Genomic DNA, 20,519 nt, shown 5'->3' with positions numbered 1-20,519 from the left:
AATCACGGTGAAATAGAGCAGGCATCTCGGTAAATTTGAGCACCTATTTCGGGAACAGAGCAGGTCATACTATTAATGGATATGCCACCGAAGTGGCATACCCACGATTACTTATTGAATTGGTTAAAAATCATCATATCTGGCTGGCAACTCGATACCCTGCTTATCCAAAATGCTTTTCAGAATCCCGTTCTCAGTCCGCAATTCTCCTATCTCAATCAAAACTTGCTGGTGTGCAGACAATAATTGATCAAAAATCTCATGAAGCTCTTCGTATCTTGCTTTGTAATTTTCTATATCCATTAGTAGGAACCTCCAATACTGTTGGATTTCAAACCGTGACGCTCTCTCATTGACATCTTACCCTTGATGAAAATCTCATATGAGTTATGCTTTATACGGTCTATAATCGCTTCAGAAACAGTACCGTCTTCTGAGGTTCCAATTCGTTCATACCACCCTGGCGGATCGATTTGAGTACAAAAAATCATTGAGCCATTTCTTGTTCTTGCTTCAATGATTTCAAACAACTCCATAGCCTGATCGGTTGAAAGCGGTTTGAGCAGCCATTCATCAAGGATCAGCAAATCAACCTTCTGGTAAGCTTTGATCAACTTCTTATAGGTCCCTTCTCCCTTCGCAATGGTCAGATCATTCAGCAGTTCTGGTAATCGGATATATTTGACCTTAAAAAAGCTTCTGCAAGCTGCATTGCCTAAGGCACATGCAAGATACGTCTTACCGCTGCCGGCAGCACCCTTCAACAGGATATGATGTCCATCAGATATGTAGCGACAAGTTGACAGTTGAAGGATCTCAGATTTCACCAGTTCTCTATCCGCATGGTATTCGATATTTTCTACACATGCATCTGGGAAACGAAAAGATGCTGTTCTTATTGCCCTTTGAAGTTTACTGGATCGTCTTTTTTGATATTCTGCATCCACAATCATTCCAAAACGATCATTGAAAGTCAGGCCGTCGTAGGAATGGTCACTGCTTTGATTTTCAAATGCATCTGCCATGGCGCTTAACCGCATTAAATGGAGTTTCTCAACGGTAGGTTGGTTAATCATTTGATTTACCTCCTCCGTAGTATGCGGCACCCCTTGTAATGCCATATTGACCACCACTTGGTTTAGATGCTGGTTTATCCTTTTCAGGTTTTACTCGATCCTGTCCTGTTTTAAGGATCATCTGTATGTTTTTAAGGCTGGGACTTGGTGTATATGCAAGCGCGCGCAAACAGGCATCTTCAATCCGTTCCACGGAATACTTATCTGCAAGCTTCATTAAGGATTTACATGAGGAGTAAGATTGCCTTTCCACTTTGTTTGCTGCAAGGAGCGCTTTCATAACGGTTTCCGTAGAATGTCCAACCTCACTTGCCCATTCAACAAAATTTGTGGCAGTGTATGCAAGGTATTGCCGGTGAGCTTCAGGCATATGTTCTGGCAGTATAACCGGATCACTTATTCCAAACTTTCTGGTATGAGAGGCTATCCTATTGTTGTGGAAGAATGCTTCAATGGCTTTTCCTGTATATCTGATGTCCACCTGTTTTCCGATAAACTCATATGGAACTGAATACTTGTTTCCATCCACAGTTATGAGATAATCGGGTTGTATGGTTGCTTTCGCCCAGACAGCAATTTCATACATGGAAGCAGGTAATGGCAGTAGATAGGATTGTTCCTCCTCTACAAATGCAGTCAGCCTGCTTCCATTCTTTTTTTGAAACGGTTTTGTGTTGAATTCTTCAAGTTTCTCTCCAATGGCAATATTTAATTCATTTAGGCTGAAGAACTTTCTATTGCGTAATGCTGCAATGATCCAAGTTGAAATCACGCCGACAGCTCCTTCAGCACTTGGCTTATCTTTTGGAGAATATGGTCTAGCCGGAATAATTGCAGTGCCATAATGCTCTGCCATTTCTTGATAAACTCTGTTGAGGACTAACTCGTTTCGCGTGTTTTGAATAACGCCAGTTTTTAAATTATCAGGGACAAGTATTCTTGTTACTCCACTGAAAAATTGATATGCATGCATGTGGGCAGTGACCCAGTTTTCTGTAATTGTTGAGGTGAAGGCTTCAGCGTAACTGTACAAACTACAAGGCAAAGTTGCAACAAACACATAAGCTTTATGGGGTTCACCTGTTATATCGTCAATGATTGATAAGGTGGTTCCGGCCCAGTCAACTTCTAATAATTCAGCTGGCTTGTGTTTAATCCTCATTGTTGCTTTCGTTTTATAAACGAATGCCTTGTAATAATCGCAAAACTGGGTGTATTGGTATGGAATTGATTTTTCTGATTCGCATTGTTCGCAATACTCGCTCCATAGTAAAGTGAGTGTCACACCAGGTTTAGCCATCTCTTTGTGAATGTAAGCATAATCTGGTATCTTTCGGCCTGATTCGCTAATCCTACCTGGATAAAGAATACCTCTGATGTCGCCGTCTGTCAGATCCTCAGGTAAAGGCCACTTTAAAAGACCCTTTTCTTCAGCAAGGCAACATACTTCGGCGATCGTGTTCCTGGAGCTGCGAACACTTGAAGAAATCTGACTGTTACTGTGATGCTGGCATTTAAGTCTGATGATTTCTCGATAATTCACCACAATTATCGACCTCCAACAAAAATTTACACAACGAAGTGTGCATATTTCTATTATAAAGTCGAAATGATGAGTTGCTCTGTTTGTCGTGATGCCTGCTCTGATTTACCGATATGATTGCTCTAAATCAGCGTGAAGGGTGCACTGCTCAACCGAAATATTCAATAAGCACAAATTTCATTAATTACAGGAGCCATAACAGATACGAGGTGGTGAAACAATGAATGTTAATGAAATCATAAAGGCCTGTCATGAATTTATAACTCGTGCCCCCGAGAATTATATCAATAAGGACGATGCAATCAGAGCGGACCTCGTCGGCATGAAAATTTTCGACGATCCCCTTATAAAAGTGGCGTCAGCTGAGGACCCAATGTTTATTGAGCTTAGACAGCCTACAATTATTCACCCCAATGTCATGCTGCCGAAAGACTGGCTGGCTGATGCTGAAAGCGTCATATCCTTCTTTCTGCCTTTCACAGAAGAGATCAGGAACTCCAATACTCAGAGTTATTTCTATCCCTCGGATGAATGGCTCCATGGGAGGATAGAAGGCCAAATCGTGATTGGATTACTTGCGGATCACTTAATAGATCTATTGACTGAAAAGGGCTATCATGCAATATATCCCTCCGGTGACAGCCGCTTTAAAATGCTGGAACAATTTAAATCAAACTGGTCTGAAAGACATATCGCCTACATTAGCGGTCTTGGTACCTTCTCCCTGTCAAAAGGCTTGATCACCGAAAGGGGAGTTGCAGGAAGATTCGGCAGCATTGTTACGGACCTTTATATTGAACCGACTTCCCGGCCCTATTCCACACCTTTTGAAAATTGCACCACGTGTGGAATGTGCGCTCAAACCTGTCCAATAAATGCCATCGAGTGCAAAAAAGGTGTAATATTCGGCAAAGATCATCCCGCCTGCAGTGCCTATTTGGAAAAGCTGAGACTGGATCCCCATGGTCCAAACCGGAGAATCCGCTACGGCTGCGGTAAATGCCAGGTAGGCGTCCCCTGTCAAGGCATGATTCCAAGAGGTTAACTAACAACATCAGAATTAAACAACCATTGAAACATCTCTTGAGCCTTACTCGTTCAGAACCATCTCTGAAAAATAATAATTCTTTCCATCATAAACATTCACATGGTAGGCGAGATGATCATAATCAGAGCCCAGTGCTTTGCCGATGGTCGCATAAAGAAAATCCTCACTCCGCCGTTCTGCGTACTAGTCAAAACGAATGGTCTCATTCAAAGTCGTTCCAAATTCCAATCAGGATGCGCCTTTGAGAACAGCGTAAATTCAACGTTTTTAATTTTGGGATCTCAAATTAGCTTTGATGATTTGTTTTATACCGATATCGGAATGATGTTTACAATATTCCGATATCGGTATATTATGTTTTTGAGGTGATCTCCATGAAGTATATGAGTATTTCAGAAGCCAGCATCAAGTGGAAGATCAGTGACCGAAGAATACGTGTACTTTGCAAAGAAGGACGAATAGAAGGTGCTGTAAAATTCGGGCGAAACTGGTCAATTCCATATGACGCAACAAAGCCTGCCGATGCCAGAATAAGTCAAAATAAAACATACAAGGGCATTGCCTATGATTTTGGCAGAATTGATGATATGAAAAGAAAAATTGACCTTCATAGACCGTTTTCTAAACGATTGGCAAATTCGCTGCATGAAAAACTGGTCATTGAATGGACCTATAATAGTAATGCCATAGAAGGAAATACGTTAACTTTATCAGAAACGAAAATTGTTCTTGAGGGAATAACTATTGGCGGAAAAAGCGTCGTGGAACATTTAGAGGTAATCAACCATCGTGAGGCAATTCTTTTTTTGGAAGAAATGATTAATAATAATGAGCCTTTATCTGAATGGAATATAAAGAGTATTCATGCCCTGATTCTTAAAGAAATAGACAATCAGAATGCGGGCAGGTACAGGATGGAAAATGTGGTGATTGGTGGTGCGGTTCATATTCCGCCTAAGCACTATGAAATCTATTCGCTTATGCAAAATCTTATTCTAGAGTATAATGAAGAATGGAAGTCCTATCACCCGGTGTTAAGAGCAACACTGTTGCATGGCGAATTTTTAAAGATTCATCCATTCATTGATGGTAATGGGAGAACATCAAGATTGCTTCTGAACTTTGAACTTATGAAAAATGGATATACACCCATAATCATAAAGAAAGAAAATCGGGCAGAGTATTATAACGTGTTGGATCATGCCCATACCACAATGGATTATCATCCTTTTCTTAAGTTTGTTGCTAAGTTGGTGACTGAATCTGAACAGATGTGGTTGTCATTGCTTGAATAGAAAACGTCGTTATTTGACTGTTACGCCCAAATCAAGATCACTTAATTGGATCCCAATCCGGGAGGTGAAGCCCTTGACACGCAGTGACCTCATCAACTTCTGTTTGACCTTTCCCGCCGCCTATGAGGATTATCCCTTTGACGACATGACGGACGACCATGCGTGGACGGTGATGCGGCATCGAGGGAACAAGAAATCCTTCGCGCTGATCTATGAGCGCCATGGCAAACTATGTGTGAACCTGAAATGTGAACCAATGGAAGCGGACTTCCTGCGAAAGGTCTTCGCGGATGTGACCCCGGCTTATCATATGAGTAAAACCCACTGGAATACCGTGACTCTTGGAGGAGATGTGCCTGAGGATGACATCATGCGCATGATCGAGAGGAGCTATGACTTGATCAAGCCAAAATTGAGGAAAAAAATTCGCGAGTAACCTTATGACAAATAACACCGCGGATAGATGCAGTGGGAAGCTTGAACACAGACTTCTATCTGTTCAATCCCAAGATAAGAAAAATGCCCGCTGTCATTCAATCTGACAGCGGGCATTATGCAAAATGAGGTGTTTCAAACATGATGAAGATTAAATTCAAGTCTCGTGTAATCAGATGATCCTATTCTAAGAGCAACGCCAGCGCGTTCTCAACAATGTCTCTTCTGCGTATCATTTCTTTTTCCGGACTTAAAGAAGGGTCTCCGGTTGGGTACGGGATGGCCTGAGCCCCATAGATCCTGACTGCACCTACCGTCTTTGAAATTGGAGTCACCGTACACACGTGGACTGCGGGGATGCCCGCCTTTTCCAGCTCTTTGACTATCGCTGCGCCGCAACGGGTGCAGGTGCCTCATGTCGAAGTCATCAAAACGCCGTCAACACCAGCTTCCAACAATTGGGCCGCCATTTCTTTACCCATCCTGACGGCATCTGCGACGGAGGTTGAGTTCCCTGTGGTAACCATCAAATAAGGATAAAGCGAACCAATTTTGCCTTCTTTTTCAAAATGCCTCAGGATGTCCAGGGGGACAACCCGGTTTGGATCTTTATTTGCGTACACAGGATCATATCCGGCGTGGACAGATTGAAAGACGCCTTCTTCAAGCTGATCCATGCTCTCAATGGAATATTTCCCCCATTTTTTTGCCGTTGCAGCGGGGATGCGATCCGGATTGCCGAATGGTACTATGCCGCCTGTGGTCAGGAGGGCAATTTTAGCCGATGAAAGATTTTTCAAAGCCAGCGCCGGCACCACTTCGTCATAAGTCGAGAGCTCAAGCTCGGTCTCAAAAGGCTCGCCGGACAACTTTTTCAGCAGCATGTCCATAGCCCGTTCAGCGCCATTCTTATCTTTAAATACATTGACGCGTTTACCCATGGCGAAATAGCCTTCCTCTTTAGGTGATCCCAGGGGGACGCCGGACAGAAGTTTATTGGAAAAGCGAATTATATCTTCTAACGCTTTTCTCATAGTTGCCGCAGACTTGCCCGTCTCCAGAATATAAAGATCCCTTTTGTACATTTCTACGGCGGGATTTTCCGGGTAAAGTGCCGTCAACGCCTCAACGCCGAAGGCCTTTTTAACAAAGGCGCTTGCGTCTGCGCAGGCAATGCCGAATCTGCCCGCATTGAAAGCCGGTCCGCTTATGAACAAATCTATTTCATAATGATCCAATTGCTCTTTGATGAAGGACTTGACCAAGTCCATATTTTCAACGTAATAATTATCCCCACAGATGATCGTCGCTGCAATTTCAGCGTTGTCAAGCCGGCCTAAAAGACCGGCTGCAGGACCAACAGCACCTTTCTTAATGACAGGCTTTTCGTATGCCTTATCTTCGCCGCCGATCTGGCCAAAAAATTGGTTGGTATAAAACAGAATCTTCTTCAACCTTCTATCCCCTTTGCTAAATCGTTGTGGCGCTTAAGAAGGTATTGCCCTGTAAATTATGACTGCCCATAATGCCGTGGATCTCAACCAGCAGGCTGCCATCAGCTTGTAGACTGTCAGAATTGCCACCGGTGACCCGTTCGATTTCAGCTAATTGTCCTATGATAGTATCCATCTTGGGAAGCATAATGGTTGCATTGCTGTTTCCCGTTGAAATAATCGCATCAGCTTCAGAGACAGTGTCCGGAAGGGACTCGGACATTCCATCGACACCGGCGTCCTCGTTGGTGATAATAACTGTCTTTATGCCTCTGTTCTCTAAGCCCTTGCAGGTCAGCATCAGGTCAGTTGTTGGATTTCCAAAGCCCTCCTGTGAAAGGATGACACCTTCGGCACCCAGCATTTCAGCAGACTTCACTGCCAGCATGCAGTTCCTGTATTTTTCTTTTAAAGTCACCATCAGGGGATTGAGTATAATGCCCATAAAGTTGATTTCATTGCCGTGTCGTTTCAAGCACTGAGTGATGACAGCGTTGTTTTGGTGATGGTAAGTAGTCGTCTTTGAACCTGGCGAAACGCAGTTGCCGCTGATCACTGCACCATCGGCAACCTCCCCGGGGGTGATTAGAGTTGGCACCAGCAATTTCGCGTCTCTGCCATAATAATAGGTATCATGAAGCAGCCCTTGAGCCATACAGTTGTAAATATAAGCGACTTTAGGCAGTTCGGGATATGCGTTGTAGCGCTCTCCAATGTTTTTCCACTCGATGATTTCCGATTCATAATCCGCGCAGGCTAAACCAATTTCTCCAATCTTTCGGGCAGCCTTTATGCCCGCTTCTCTGACGACTTCCTCGTGCTCATGGGGCTCTACAGAATCCTCTTTGAAGATTTGGATGACGATATTGTTCAATTTGGAAAACAGGCTGTATGCCGCGCCCGGACCACTCATATCAATCAGGCCTTCCTGAAATCCCACAATGGGGCCTGTGGTCACAACGGCACAATTTTTGAGGGCGCAGGTAATGCCGGATCCGGCTTCTTCAATACCTGCACAGATCCCGGGAAAGGTTGTCCCATCCAGCTTGGCCCTGGGTTCTATGACATCCTTCACAGGCAGGATTCTTACCGATTCTCCAGGTCTGGCAATATGAATCTCCACGCTTTTAATCCGCTTGTCCTCTTTGATTAAATCAATAAGTTGCTGTGAGGCTACCGTCAGCACACCGTGATCGATGCTGCTCACATCGCCGAATTTTATATCGCGAATGCTTATTTTCCTGAGCTCGTACATCATTTTGATTCCATCCCTTTCGTCCCAAGTAAGTTACGGATTGACTTGCAGGAATAATGAATTACAATATGACATTGGCGGTATATAGTGAATGTATCGACACTTCATTGTATCATGATTATAATTGTTTAATAGAGGAGTGAAGGTGATTGTTTACGAGACCATCGGCAAATCTCTAAGGCTTTTGCCGATGGTTATTTAAGCGTCAAGGCGCTTTTGAGGAGAGGTTATTTTGAAAATATCAAAAAAAGACGCGCTGCACTGGTTCGAATTCTTTTCGATTTTGCCGGAAGAGGAAGAAATTATGACCAAGCAGCAAGAAATTATTTACGCGACCTTTGCGCAAATTGAGGCTGCGGTCGATCACAATATGGACGCGCTATTGGCAGACATCAAGAACTTGAAGACTTTGGAGCATAGAACCTTTTATGTGGGGAGTGACAGCAAATTTCCGGACGGTTGCCGCTCGTGCCTCCTGGGAACTGGGCTCAGTGCCATCAGAAAAACGAATAAATGCAACATTGTGTGCAAGTTTTGTTACAACTACGGCGAGCTTGATAACATCCCGCCGGTTGGCGAAGGCCTCTGGGAAATTGGCGGTACCAAGTTCTATGAGAAGGATCTGGACCTTCTGCTATCCATCCAGCAAAAGCCAACGGGGATTTCTTACGTCTATTTGGAGCCGTTCATGGAAATTGAAAAATATTATCCGGTGGTTGAGAAATTTAGGGATGCGTGGATTCATCAACATTTGTATACCAATGGGACCCTATGTACGGAGGAGAATTTGAAAGCGCTGGGGGAGGCCGGACTGGATGAAATCCGGTTCAACCTGGGCGCGACCCATTGCTCGGATAAAGTCATTGAGGCTATTGGGCTGGCAAAAAAATATATTAAAAACGTAGGTGTTGAAACTCCTATGACACCGGAGTTTTTTGATGCCTTTTTCAAGAAGAAGCAGGCGATCTTAGGGACTGGCCTGGACTTCATCAACTGTGCGGAGCTGCATTTGAATGAGAACAACATTGACAATTATAACGGGGAAAACATGTATATCTCCCGGCATGGCTATATTTCACCGGTTTGGAGCAGGGAGCTCACACTGAAGTTCATGAAAATTGCCAGTGAGGAGAATTGGGACCTGGCCGTTCACGATTGCTCGAACTTCACGAAATTTGCCAGAGGCTTGAACCAGAGCGCTAAAGAAGGCAAGTGGTTTGGTGCCAGCAATTATGCCTGTGAGTTTGCACGGATACCGTACGAGGTGTTTTTACCGATCCTGCGTGATGAAAGTTTTGAGTTTTTGAGCGAAGAGCCGCTGCCTGCCGGGTACAGACCGGGTGAGATTGTTTTTTAGGCGTCCGCAAATCCGGCTCAATGGGCTGATCGGTTACCTGAAAAATCTTTGTTTCAAAAGAAAAAACCTGAATCGCTCAAATTGACTCGAGCGGTTCAGGTTTTTATTATTAGCTTTATGAAGCGTTGAAATTAGGAAATTTTCTTTTCCCAATTGATATAACTGTCATACATTTGAAGGGCTTGTTTCATTTTTTTGTCGCTGACCTTAGAGCGGTCTTTGAGAATACCGGACATTTGGATCAGTTGCGCTTCAAGGATTCTTGGGTCATTGAAACGGCCTTGGTTGACCGTGGTTTTTGATTTGGCTGCCCTTACACTTTCCTTAAACATGAACAGAATGAAGCTCTGCTTTTTTTGTTTTGGCACCTGCTTGACAGTTTCCTGGACGTGCTTGAACATTTCATGCATCTCTTTGGTCTTTTTGCGGTAATACACCACAGCGCCAATAACCGCGCCAACAAGAATACTACCCACTATAATCCAAATTGTCGTTGAATCCATTTGTGACCTCCTAGTTGTTATGTTACTTAGATTGTAATCGAAAACAGCATAAAAGGCATGTGTTTTTTTCGTTACGAACATTAACATTATATGACGGTTTGAGGTACAAAAGCAATAGGGGAGCGTTAAATAGTTATAGTATTATGTAAACCGTTGATTAAAATAAATCCGGATTCGTTCGACAAGGGTCAAAATAAGTTTTTATTATTTACTGTGCGATAGATACCTTAAATCGCGCGATTTTGTTGAAATAAGAAGTGCGGTATAGTATGATTATCGTACGATAACGCTATAAAATCGTACGGGGTGATTTCATGAACGAAGATAGGATCTTCAGCAAAACCATAACAGCGACAGAATTCAAAAAGAATCTGGGAAAATATCTGGACTATGTTAATGAGAACAATGAAGTGGTTATTACCAAGAACGGTGAAAAAGCAGTTCGTATGACACCTTATTTGTCTGATTATGACCGGTATAACGAGATGCAGGTCAGAGAACAAGCGCTGGACTACCAATATGGCGGCAAGAAGGTGTCCTATGAGGAATTTATGGAGATCTATGAAAAGAGTGAGCTGAGAATGGAGTTCATTGACGGAGAAATTGTGTTGATGGGCTCGCCCAGCTTGGAGCATCAAGAAATTTCAGGCCGCCTGTTTATCCTGTTCTCACAATTTTTGAGGGGAAATAAGTGCAAGGTGGTCTATGCGCCCTTTGATGTTCATTTTTTTAAGCCTGAAATCAAAAATCCGGATGTGTGCCAGCCGGACCTTCTCATCGCCTGTGATATTGAGGAAAACCTGAACGACAAGGGCCGCTATATGGGGACGCCTGCATTGGTGGTTGAAATTCTGTCTCCTGGCACCCGCTCCAAGGACATGGTCAAAAAGCTGAATACGTACATGCTCTCAGGCGTTAAAGAATACTGGCTGGTGGATCCTGGTCGAAAGACTATTATGATCTATGGATTTAATAACCTGGATGTTGAAGAATTTATCAGCTATAAAGCGGATGAAGTCGCGGCTTCTCTGGTGTTTGAGGGGCTTGAAGCGCCTTTGGCGGAGGTTTTTGACTTGTAAAGTAAGACTTGTGGGCATGCTGCAAGGATATTTTGTAGGTGAAAAATGGTGTTGTGTGACCATCGGCAGAGAAATACTTTTTTTGTCGATTGTCTTGTTCAATACCAGATTTAAGCATGAATAACAATTAAGTGGTAAAATAATGTTGTGATTAACAGTTTTCAATCTTGGGTCGACGCTTGGAGGGCTGTGATGAATACGATCAAGAAAATGCTTTGGCAGATGTTGGGGCGTGTGATTTTGGATAAAGCTCTCCTGCGGGTAAAAGGTCCAACGATCCTTCATATTTCAGATACGCCGACCTCCTTTTACCCTGAATTAAACCGCCTGCTGGGCGTTTTGAAACCGAATTACATCATTCATACCGGGGATCTCGCAGATGATTTGAAGCTTCAGCTTCGCTCAAGTTTACTGAAAAATTATGAGAGTGCGCTGATTAAACTCATGCAGATCGTGAATCGGAGCTCTGCGGAAAAAGTAATTTTTACCCTTGGAAATCATGATAATCTCGATCTCGTCAGAGAACATGCCGGTCGCGCTTTAGTTTATGAAGATGCGGTTACAGATAATTTTCAGGGCCTGACAATTTCAGCCGCCCATTATCATGAAGCAGCGCTTAGATCGTCAAAATCAAATAGATCCGACTTCAATCTTTACGGTCACGACTTGTCGCTCAGAAGCCAAAGGACGAATGACGTGTATTACTTAAATGGCATTGAAGCAATGCATTTAATCGATCTATCCACCGGAGAAGTTTTTGTGATCACGTACCCCGGTGGCACTGACAGCGCGAGATTGAATCGAAAGAGAATGCGTCTTTAACTGAGTTGGAGGTGAAAAAATGGTATCTCTGCTGAGAAATGGACCACGTATGTTATATATTGGCACTGCCAGGCGGTTTGAATTTATAAATTTTTTAATCGAAAAATTTCGCGCTGAAATTTTGGATGTGGATGTCGTTTTTGATAAGTCGGATGAGTTTAACACAATAATTTATTTGTTTTCTGACTTAAAACCGAATGTAAACAAAAGTGACGTGAAAGATGCATTGTTAATCAGAAAAGATGTCGCGCATGTTCTGTGTCAGTTGATTCAAGAGACGAACGCCAATTTGATACAAGGGATCAGGCCAGCGCCTCAGACCATCTTAATGAAAGCCATAGGCGATATGGAAAAAATGCTTCTCAATATTCAAAAGGATTTTGGCGGTCAGATTGGGTCATTTAGTTATTGTGTCGAAAGTGGCAATGCGGCTTCCACCATTATTGGATTAACGGACAAGCCGCTCAGCAGAAGTGCAAAGTTCAGCGATATGCATCACAATTTTTTAAGGTTGGACCAAGATTACGCGACGCTTCACCGAGATCTGACAATGGATGCTTTTAGATATTTGAACAGCAGTATGGACAATAAGGAATGGCATGAATTTGAAATCCGGATTTACGACGTTTACGGTGCTTTTCAGCTTCACTATCAGCGGTTGATTGAGGTGCTGGATTCTCTTGAACTGGGAATCGTGATCGGTGAGAGCTGGTCAAAGGACTATCCTAAATTTCTTTTTCCCGTGGAAGTTTACAGTGTGAACTTTTTGACCTACGTTGAACCGAAGGTCTTCAAACAAATTCTTCTTGGGCTGGAGCATCTTCCAGATGGTGAGCGAATCGTAGATTATGACCTATACATCAAAAATAAAAAGGTCTATTGGAGAGAGACGCTGCAAAACAAAACAAACAGCAACAGAGAAGCAGCATCGCTGACATCCCGTGCTGAAGTTTTCGGGCGTTTGGATCAAAAAACCAGAGCTGAGCTGGCGGTTTTGGAGGAGAAAATTCTTGGGACTAGAAAATAGGTGACAGCGTTGAAGGGGGCATTCGAAATGTGGGGAACAGAGGCAGAAAAAAAGGCATTTGGCGCTGTATACCCTTTGTTTTACGGAAATTCGGAGGAACGAAGTTATGCCAAGGGCATCAAGACTATTAAGAGGCTGGCTGACAATGGTTATGCACCAGCACTTTGTGCACTCGGGATAGCCTATTTTGACCACATGGGTGTCAGAAGAGATTATGTTGAATCCTTCAAATGCTATAGAAGTGCTGCTGAACAAGGTTATCCGAGTGCGGAATGTGGGGTTGGAAATTTTTATGCGATCGTGCGTCCGAAACACAATGCCTGTGAAAATGATCCGGAAAAAGCAGTCAAGTGGTGGCTGAAAGCCTCGGACCATGGCAATCCGGGTGCTCAGTGCAATTTGGCCGGTTATTATCTGAGCGGGACGGGGGTTGAAGTGAATCCTGTTGAGGCTTTTATCTGGGGGACTATGGCAGTGCATTGTTCGACTAATCGTTTTCGTTCTGCAGAAGTATTCCGGGATCAGGCGCTGGTGTTATTGAATGAATCGCAAGTCAGCGAGGCTATTAGCCGGATTGAAGTGCTGAAGGGAAATTTACCGCAGGCTTGGTCAGAACACTTGACCTATTGGAGTGGTTTATACCAACAGTGGGAGCAGTCATTTGTGGAAAAATAGACCATCGGCAAAATCATTTTTCATTTTTGGTTATGACTGAATAAATGTGATAAAATTGAATTGCAAATTAGAAAACTACGGAGGTGTGACAGTATGCATGAAGTAAAACAAGGTGACCGCAGCTTTTATATTGGCGAATCCGAAGATCATTGGTCAGCGACTATGACCTATGTGCCATCTGGAGAGAAGCGGATTACAATTGATCATACCTATGTCTCTGAAGCGCTTAACGGCCAAGGCGTTGGCAAGTTGCTGCTGAAAGCACTGACGGACTGGGCAAGGACTGAGAATTTGAAAATTACGCCGGTTTGTTCCTATGCCAAAGCGCAGATGGAAAAGAACAGCGAGTATCATGATCTGATTTATAAGGATTAATCTGTTGCGTTGACGCGTATGGTAAAACTGAAAGGTGAGTGAGGGCACTTGGAAAACAAACGTATGGTGACTATTTTACTCGCAGCTTTAATTGTCATGGGCGGCATTGTGGCAAGTACTTATAAAGTCGCAGACAGCTTGGTGGAGATCAAAGGAACGAATTTTATCACTGTTTCCGGATCTGCCAGACAGCAGATCACTTCAGATCTCATGGTTTGGACTGGCAGCTTCAGCGCTCAGTCAGCGATTCTTAAAGAGGCTTATGCAAAGTTGAACGCGGATCAGGAAAAGGTAAAAGCGTTTTTGTCTTCCAAAGGCATTCCGGAGGAACAGATGATTTTTTCCTCCATCTCCACGAATCCAATTTATGAAGTAACGCCAAGTGGTATGTATACCATGAATGTGATGGCTTATCGACTGGAAATGCGGGTGGAAATCAGCTCTACAGAACTCGAGAAGTTGACCAGAGTTTCCAGAGAAGTCACTGAACTCATTAATGAAGGTATTGAGTTTCAATCCTGGCAGCCCCAATATTTCTATACCAAGATCGCGGACTTGAAGGTGAGTATGCTTGCGGAAGCCACGAAGGATGCCAAAGCCAGAGCAGAGCAAATCGCGGTGAATACTGGCGGCAAGATTGGAAAGCTGCGGTCAGCGAAAATGGGCGTCATGCAGATCACGCCGGCTAACTCAACAGAAGTATCGGACTATGGGATCAATGACACGTCGTCTATAGAAAAAGCCATCACTGCCATAGTGACAGCGAGTTTTGAAATTGAAGATTAGGACAGTGTGAAAAAAGGTCAATTGGTGTATAAGGTGCCAATTGACCTTGTTTTTTTACTTTTAATATAGCGGCAAATGTTACATAAATATGACGGTCCGCGTCCCCAACTTGTAAGTTGGGGACGCGGACTGTAATATATTTCTTTAGTCCAAAAGAACCACGTACTAATATTGAAAAATAGAATCAAAAGGTGTAAAATTACACTATAACCAAACTGTGAATTAAGGGGTAATGTTTATGGATAAAGCCACATTTGTAAAGCTCATGGACGAAAAAATGAAACTGATTAGAACGGAATATGGGCTGACTCAAGATAAAATGGCGGTCATTCTCGGGATCTCAAAAAAGACGCTGATCGAGATTGAGAAAGGAAGAAAGAGCCTGGGATGGACAGGGTCAGTGGCATTGGCCAGCATTTTCTCAGACAGTACACTTCTGCGTGACACTCTTGGAGGTGATGTCTCTGGCATGATTATTTCAGTGGCTTTCAAAGACTTGGAGGTCGATTACCCGAAAACCTGGGGCGGAAGAGTGTGGTGGAAGACCGTTCAAGAGAAGAATGGCTACAGGATCCAGCAGAATCTATTGTCTCATCATTACAGGATTTTAGATCAGGAAAATAGAAGGTTATTCGCGTCATTTAGTATTGAGGAGACACACGCGGTTATGGATGAAATTCAAAAGTCGTGATTAGAACCGAACTTCAAATAAAGAGGTGAAATTACCGGCACTCATTAACTAACCCTTTTTTTGACATTTGGAGGCGATGACCCCATGAGTAACACTAATCGAACCATTCTTGCTACATATTTGACCTTGACGCTTATGATTCTTCTCTTCACAACCCTGTTTTCACTAGAAAGTCCCGCGCTCTATCTAAAATTTGGCGTACGGATCGCCATGTTTTTAACAGTCATTGTGCTTAGTAAAAAATTCTGGGAACAAAGGATTCTCATCCTGGCTTTCCTATGCACCATTCTGTCGGATTACTTCTTTGTATTTCTTAGAGCGACGAATCCAGACCTCCCTAATCGTGAGCTTTACGGCATGCTGGGCTTTATTGCAGCTTATCTGTTTCTGATTGCCGCTTTTCAGAGAAACTTCAGAATCGGGAAGAAAGAAATTGTCACAGAGGTTCCCTTTGTTATCACCTTCGGGATTGTCTTGTACCTGCTCATGGAGTACGCAGTGGGATTCATGTTTTGGGCAGCGGTTGTTTTGGGAATTGTGTTATGCTATACGGGAATGACTATGGTATCGACCCTCTACCGCGGCTATTTTCAAAAAAAAGCTGCCTGGAGGATTGCCGCCGCTGGCATAGTATTGTTTTTAAGCGACATGGTTGTTGCCTTCTCCATTTTCCACCCTAATTTTAAGAGTTTCTTACTGTGGAAGGAAAATCTAATCTGGGGCACTTACATGCTCGGTTGGACGCTGCTACTCATGATCACTGCCGAGACATCACTGACAGTCAAAGATAAGTTCACAACCAGGTAAGCAGGTGAAAAACGATGCCCCTTGATCAAAATGACGATTTTGAAGACGATATTCTGATAACAAAAAAACAAATTGATGATTACAGAAAAAGATTTGGCTTGAAGCGCATCCTATCAGGGATTCATTTGTGGGGGATTGGCGTAGGTACGGTCATTGCCGGCACATTTTTTGGATGGAATTATGGTCTGGAGCTGTCTGGATCGCTGGGATTCTTTATTACAACACTTGTGGTGACCGGCTTCTATTTTGTCCTCGCCTTTATCTTTTCTGAGCTTTCGGGATTATACCCTTATGCCGGCGGACCTTATGCCTATGTCAGAAAGGGGCTGGGGAAGCTTGGGGGATATCTGACGGGGGTTCTGACGATCGCGGAATTCATCTGCGCCTCTGCCGCGGTGACCATCTCCATTGCCTCCTACGTCTCCTGGGTCTACCCCTCTATTCCAAAGATGTACGTCGCGCTGGGGGTCTATGCGCTATTCCTTATGATTGACGTCATTGGGATCAAGCAGTCGGCGAATTTTCAGCTGATTATCACCAGTGTGGCGATTGGGGCACTCATCCTTTTCTTTATTGGAACAGCGGACGCAGTGAACCTTTCCAGGACGTTTGAAATTGAGCCTTTCGTCAGCGGGGCGAAAGGGATCATCGTAGCAATTCCATATGCGCTTTGGTTCTACCTTTGCTTCGAAGGCATTGCGCTGGCGGCCGAGGAAACCGTCAATCCCAAGACGGACATGCGGATTGGCTTCGGAACCAGCATTATTACGGTGGCGGTGCTTAATTTTGGTGTCCTGATTTTCTGCCTTGCGACCGTAGATTGGCGGGATTTGCTGATGAATGACTATCCGCTGTCCAGTGCCATGCATCTGGTCAACCCAAATGGCGGCAAGCGGCTGGTCATTTTTACGACCCTTGCGCTCAGCAGTCTGCTGGCGAGTCTTCATGGCATGATCAACGGATTTTCAAGACAGAGCTTCGCCCTTTCGCGGGCGGGATATCTGCCTAAAATTATGAGTCGTATTCATCCAGTCACAAAGACGCCTTATCTTGCCATAGTCCTTCCGGGGACCATCGGCATATTACTGGCTCAGTTTGGCACGGCTAGAGTTCTGGTGTTTGCCGCCGGTTTTTCCGCGCTGCTGATGTACCTGCTGGTCATTTTGTCTTATCTTAAAATTAAATTATCGACGCGCAAGACATCGCCAGGCTGGACGACCAAAGTCAAGGCCGCTGCACTGGTTATATTTTCTGCGCTCATTTTCAGCGCGCTTACCTTTATTAGCCTGCGCACGCCGGACAGTGTGCAATTCATAGGCGTTTTTTTGGGCGGCGCTATACTATACTATTTTTTAGTTGGCAGAAAATACATTGCGCTTGATGCACCTGAGGAAATGGAAGCGCAAAGCAGCATGATCAAAATTCATTGACGTCAGAAAGGTAAGGGTGAAGTTTGTGAGGCCGAGTACATATGAAGTGTCCAGACAGCTGTGTGAGGACGTAACCCGCCTGATCACGGATGGGTGGCATCCGCTTTTAAGCTGCTTTAAATCAATGAGGCTGGTGATTGAGGGCGCTTTGCCGATGGTCTTGTCTTCAATCCCTCTCGAGGCATCCTCTGTTTCGGATCATCTCTCTGATTCACCGCCAGAAACAGATCGCCAGGCTGAAAACAACGGCTGCGACCTATCGGTTATGATGAATGGGGCATCCATTGGAACCTTTTCTGCGGTGGAAAGAGAAGGACTATTCAACAAGTCAGTTTTTCTGGCTTACCTGGATCAGGCAGCGCAGCTGAGGTTGAGTGAAAATCCGGATGCTTTGATCCCCAGCGCCCAGTGTTTACTGGACAGTCAAGGACAAGTCGTCTGGATGAATGGGGCAATGACAGAAGTGGCACGCGTTTCGGCTGAACCAATTGGGAAATTAATGGATCATACCTTCAACGATCCGGAGTCAACAAGTGAAGTGACCCTGCAGGTTTCGGAACTTGAAATCCACCAGCGTCAACTACTTGCCGTGAACATTCCCATTCGAAGTGTCGAGGAAGGACTTATGCATTTTGTGATTCTTTCCGACAACACACAGGATCCAAAGTCTGCCGTGATTAAGGAAATCCATCACCGGGTTAAAAATAATCTCCAAACCATTGCGAGTCTGCTGCGACTCCAGATGCGGCGGGTCAATTCCAAGAAGGTGGAGAACGCCTTCAACGAGAGCATCAACCGCATCTCCAGTATTGCTTTGATCCATGAGGAGCTTTCTCGGGGCGGCATTGATAAGATCAATATCAAGTCGGCGACCGCAAATATTATGGAAATGGTGCTTTCGAGCATGGTGCCTCCCGGTAAAAACATCACGGGCGAGCTGAGCGGCTCAGAGATTTATCAGGACGCTGACAAGGCAAGCAGTCTATCCCTTTGCATTACGGAGTTGATTCAAAATTCTGTTGAGCATGCTTTTCAAATGCGGAAGAAGGGTATTATCAAGGTTGATATCAGCGAGGTAGAAGGTGAAGCGGTGATCACCATCACGGATAACGGGATTGGCTTTGGTGGCAAGAAAAACAGAAACAGCCTTGGTCTTGAAATCATTGAAATGATTACGGTGGAAAAACTGAAAGGCACTTTTTCGATTAATGGGCAAATCAATGGCACGATTTCGGTGATCCGGTTCCCGCTTATGCGTTAACCAGTTGGATAAGCTTTTGCAACAAAAGGATTGAAAGTGTGTTATCTTGAAAGTAAGTTTTGTGAACGGGGTGTTTCGTGTGAAGTCGTTGAGAGTCATAATTGCTGAAGATGAACCGGTGACGCGAAAGGATCTGCGTGAGATGCTCGCGGAGGCTAAGATAAAAACCATCGGCGAATGCGGAGATGGTCAAACCGCGGTGGAGCTTGCCCGAAAGTTGAAACCGGATCTAATCCTGATGGATATAAAAATGCCGGGGATGAATGGGATAGAAGCCGCTAAACTGCTCAATCAGGAAAAAATTGCGCCGGTCATGCTGTTGACCGCCTACAGCCAGAAACAGCTGGTGGAAGAGGCAAGAGAGGCGGGCGTGCTTGCCTATCTCGTTAAACCCATCAATAAGCAGAACCTCATTCCTGCCTGTTATATTGCGGTTTCTCGCTACGAGGAGTTCAGCCTTTTAGCTCAGGAAGTCGACAGTTTAAATGAAGCGCTTCAATCCAGGAAGCAGATTGAGAAAGCAAAGGGCATTCTGCAGCAGCATTATAATCTGGATGAAGAGGCAGCATTCAAGAAGATCCGGACTATGAGCATGGACCAGAGAAAAACCATGAAGGAGATCGCAGAGGCCATTATTATTGCCATGGGCTAAGACCATATGGACTTTGAGGTTCTTGACGTTGACGAAATAGTCTGATAATATAATCTCAACTGAACACGACGAATGCAACGGCGCATTCGGATTTCGAAAGCAATGAGGCTTTCAATCCATCATTTTTATGATGGCTTGATGCCTCATTTTTTGTTTTTGGAATTTGGGTGGACAATTCTCGTTTTGCGTACCCTCGTTTGAAGGAATCAACCTGACAGTTAAAATCTAAGGAGGTGTAGTTTTGGAAAAAAAGATTCAAAAGCTCTATTCGACGGACTGGATCACCATGATTGTTTTTCTGGTACTCTTTTGTCTGCTTCTCATCTACATTACTTTTAATGTCTTGACCTTGGCGCCAGATCTTGCCGTTAGGGGTGTCATCATCACTTCGGCGGCTTTGATTATCTCTTTTGGAATAGCGTCGTCGACAGCCGTTCTGATCCACCTGAGAAAGAATCAAAGACAAGTGTATATTGAGGAATTATTGTCCTATGAGGAGGAAAATCATGGAACTCATTGATAAGACAAAAAAGAAGACGAACTTCTGGGTTGAACTTGCGGACTCAATGTTTATAATGATCCTTTGTTTTGCTACTTTGTTGACGGCTATGCTGATGTCTGGAAATACAGGCGGTGAACTCAGTTATGGCATTAACTTCAAGACGCTTGGCGTAGTCATCACAAGCTTATTTGTTTATCTGACTTATATCCTGTTCCAATCTGACAAAGAGTTAAAATCTATGATACACCGTCTGTACAGTGATATTGAGTCTACGACCACAGAAATCAAGGAGGCGTAAACCATGAGCTTTTGGAGCATGATGAACTATGTAGCCTGGGGACTATCGGCAGTACTCGTTTACTTGATCTTTTCAGATTTTATTCGTGTAGAGCTTGGCCGCTTCAAGA

23 protein-coding genes are annotated in these 20,519 nt (G+C 44.1%); 17 read left to right on the top strand and 6 right to left on the bottom strand.

The features are described 5' to 3' along the window. Positions 1-123: 123 nt before the first annotated feature. From AC4PHM_RS09030 to istA, 3 genes are read right to left on the bottom strand one after another with little or no spacing between them, the layout of a single operon-like run. Positions 124-303 (bottom strand): hypothetical protein, encoded by a 180-nt coding sequence (locus AC4PHM_RS09030; protein WP_492017488.1) that lies wholly within the window; start codon positions 301-303, stop codon positions 124-126. Continuing rightward, positions 303-1,076 carry an IS21-like element helper ATPase IstB gene (gene istB, locus AC4PHM_RS09025; RefSeq protein WP_492017487.1) on the bottom strand — a complete coding sequence of 258 codons (774 nt, stop codon included), beginning with the start codon at positions 1,074-1,076 and terminating at the stop codon, positions 303-305. The genes AC4PHM_RS09030 and istB overlap by 1 nt, the downstream gene beginning before the upstream one ends. After that, complete coding sequence (gene istA, locus AC4PHM_RS09020; protein ID WP_492017486.1) at positions 1,069-2,619, bottom strand: IS21 family transposase; 1,551 nt, start codon at positions 2,617-2,619, stop codon at positions 1,069-1,071. Before istA ends, istB begins: the two co-directional genes overlap by 8 nt. A 220-nt stretch (positions 2,620-2,839) precedes the next feature. On the opposite strand from istA, the gene AC4PHM_RS09015 reads away from it, so the two are divergent. The 3 genes from AC4PHM_RS09015 to AC4PHM_RS09005 all read left to right on the top strand — a co-directional run bounded on the left by AC4PHM_RS09015 (position 2,840) and on the right by AC4PHM_RS09005 (position 5,398). Further along, entirely contained in the window at positions 2,840-3,664 is an 825-nt protein-coding gene (locus tag AC4PHM_RS09015; protein ID WP_492017485.1) for a 4Fe-4S binding protein, read from the top strand. 377 nt (positions 3,665-4,041) lie between these two features. After that, complete coding sequence (locus AC4PHM_RS09010; RefSeq protein ID WP_492017484.1) at positions 4,042-4,962, top strand: Fic family protein; 921 nt, start codon at positions 4,042-4,044, stop codon at positions 4,960-4,962. 73 nt (positions 4,963-5,035) lie between these two features. Continuing rightward, positions 5,036-5,398, top strand: a complete 363-nt coding sequence (locus AC4PHM_RS09005; protein WP_492017483.1) for an MmcQ/YjbR family DNA-binding protein — start codon at positions 5,036-5,038, stop codon at positions 5,396-5,398. A gap of 181 nt (positions 5,399-5,579) precedes the next feature. On the opposite strand, the gene AC4PHM_RS09000 is transcribed toward AC4PHM_RS09005, so the two are convergent. Together AC4PHM_RS09000 and AC4PHM_RS08995 are read right to left on the bottom strand one after the other, a co-directional pair. Continuing rightward, entirely contained in the window at positions 5,580-6,851 is a 1,272-nt protein-coding gene (locus AC4PHM_RS09000; protein ID WP_492017482.1) for a glycine/betaine/sarcosine/D-proline family reductase selenoprotein B, read from the bottom strand. A 16-nt stretch (positions 6,852-6,867) separates the two neighbouring features. Continuing rightward, complete coding sequence (locus AC4PHM_RS08995) at positions 6,868-8,148, bottom strand: glycine/sarcosine/betaine reductase component B subunit (protein ID WP_492017481.1); 1,281 nt, start codon at positions 8,146-8,148, stop codon at positions 6,868-6,870. A 229-nt stretch (positions 8,149-8,377) separates the two neighbouring features. On the opposite strand from AC4PHM_RS08995, the gene AC4PHM_RS08990 reads away from it, so the two are divergent. Then, the gene (locus tag AC4PHM_RS08990; protein WP_492017480.1) at positions 8,378-9,502 is read left to right on the top strand and encodes a radical SAM protein; all 1,125 of its coding nucleotides are present in this window, start codon (positions 8,378-8,380) and stop codon (positions 9,500-9,502) included. A 131-nt stretch (positions 9,503-9,633) separates the two neighbouring features. On the opposite strand, the gene AC4PHM_RS08985 is transcribed toward AC4PHM_RS08990, so the two are convergent. Continuing rightward, positions 9,634-10,005, bottom strand: a complete 372-nt coding sequence (locus AC4PHM_RS08985; protein WP_492017479.1) for a hypothetical protein — start codon at positions 10,003-10,005, stop codon at positions 9,634-9,636. 314 nt (positions 10,006-10,319) lie between these two features. Here AC4PHM_RS08985 and AC4PHM_RS08980 point away from each other — a divergent pair, with 314 nt between their 5' ends. The 13 genes from AC4PHM_RS08980 (at position 10,320) to AC4PHM_RS08920 (ending at position 20,410) form a co-directional block, all read left to right on the top strand. Next, the gene (locus tag AC4PHM_RS08980) at positions 10,320-11,084 is read left to right on the top strand and encodes a type II toxin-antitoxin system prevent-host-death family antitoxin (RefSeq protein ID WP_492017478.1); all 765 of its coding nucleotides are present in this window, start codon (positions 10,320-10,322) and stop codon (positions 11,082-11,084) included. 192 nt (positions 11,085-11,276) lie between these two features. After that, positions 11,277-11,906, top strand: coding sequence for a metallophosphoesterase (locus tag AC4PHM_RS08975; RefSeq protein ID WP_492017477.1), 630 nt, complete (start codon positions 11,277-11,279; stop codon positions 11,904-11,906). Positions 11,907-11,925: 19 nt separating this feature from the next. Further along, positions 11,926-12,933: a hypothetical protein gene (locus AC4PHM_RS08970; RefSeq protein ID WP_492017476.1), complete on the top strand. Its 1,008-nt coding sequence runs from the start codon at positions 11,926-11,928 to the stop codon at positions 12,931-12,933. A 27-nt stretch (positions 12,934-12,960) separates the two neighbouring features. Continuing rightward, positions 12,961-13,608: a tetratricopeptide repeat protein gene (locus AC4PHM_RS08965; protein ID WP_492017475.1), complete on the top strand. Its 648-nt coding sequence runs from the start codon at positions 12,961-12,963 to the stop codon at positions 13,606-13,608. A 93-nt stretch (positions 13,609-13,701) separates the two neighbouring features. Beyond that, on the top strand, positions 13,702-13,983 hold the full coding sequence (locus tag AC4PHM_RS08960; protein WP_492017474.1) for a GNAT family N-acetyltransferase: 282 nt from the start codon (positions 13,702-13,704) through the stop codon (positions 13,981-13,983). A gap of 48 nt (positions 13,984-14,031) precedes the next feature. Then, complete coding sequence (locus tag AC4PHM_RS08955) at positions 14,032-14,769, top strand: SIMPL domain-containing protein (RefSeq protein ID WP_492017473.1); 738 nt, start codon at positions 14,032-14,034, stop codon at positions 14,767-14,769. Positions 14,770-15,007: 238 nt separating this feature from the next. Beyond that, a complete protein-coding gene (locus tag AC4PHM_RS08950; protein WP_492017472.1) occupies positions 15,008-15,460 on the top strand; it encodes a helix-turn-helix transcriptional regulator in 453 nt (150 codons plus the stop codon). 84 nt (positions 15,461-15,544) lie between these two features. Next, positions 15,545-16,267 carry a lysoplasmalogenase family protein gene (locus AC4PHM_RS08945; RefSeq protein ID WP_492017471.1) on the top strand — a complete coding sequence of 241 codons (723 nt, stop codon included), beginning with the start codon at positions 15,545-15,547 and terminating at the stop codon, positions 16,265-16,267. Positions 16,268-16,281: 14 nt separating this feature from the next. Then, on the top strand, positions 16,282-17,697 hold the full coding sequence (locus tag AC4PHM_RS08940; RefSeq protein ID WP_492017470.1) for an amino acid permease: 1,416 nt from the start codon (positions 16,282-16,284) through the stop codon (positions 17,695-17,697). A gap of 25 nt (positions 17,698-17,722) precedes the next feature. Next, entirely contained in the window at positions 17,723-18,958 is a 1,236-nt protein-coding gene (locus AC4PHM_RS08935) for a sensor histidine kinase (RefSeq protein ID WP_492017469.1), read from the top strand. 79 nt (positions 18,959-19,037) lie between these two features. Further along, a complete protein-coding gene (locus AC4PHM_RS08930) occupies positions 19,038-19,610 on the top strand; it encodes an ANTAR domain-containing response regulator (protein ID WP_492017468.1) in 573 nt (190 codons plus the stop codon). A gap of 241 nt (positions 19,611-19,851) precedes the next feature. Next, entirely contained in the window at positions 19,852-20,130 is a 279-nt protein-coding gene (locus AC4PHM_RS08925) for a hypothetical protein (RefSeq protein ID WP_492017467.1), read from the top strand. Next, on the top strand, positions 20,117-20,410 hold the full coding sequence (locus tag AC4PHM_RS08920) for a hypothetical protein (protein WP_492017466.1): 294 nt from the start codon (positions 20,117-20,119) through the stop codon (positions 20,408-20,410). The genes AC4PHM_RS08925 and AC4PHM_RS08920 overlap by 14 nt, the downstream gene beginning before the upstream one ends. Positions 20,411-20,519: the final 109 nt, after the last annotated feature.

The sequence above is a fragment of the Acidaminobacter sp. QWL-03 genome (assembly GCF_058683855.1).
Note: the sequence above shows the minus strand (reverse complement) of the source record. Positions and strands in the feature narration are given on the sequence as shown.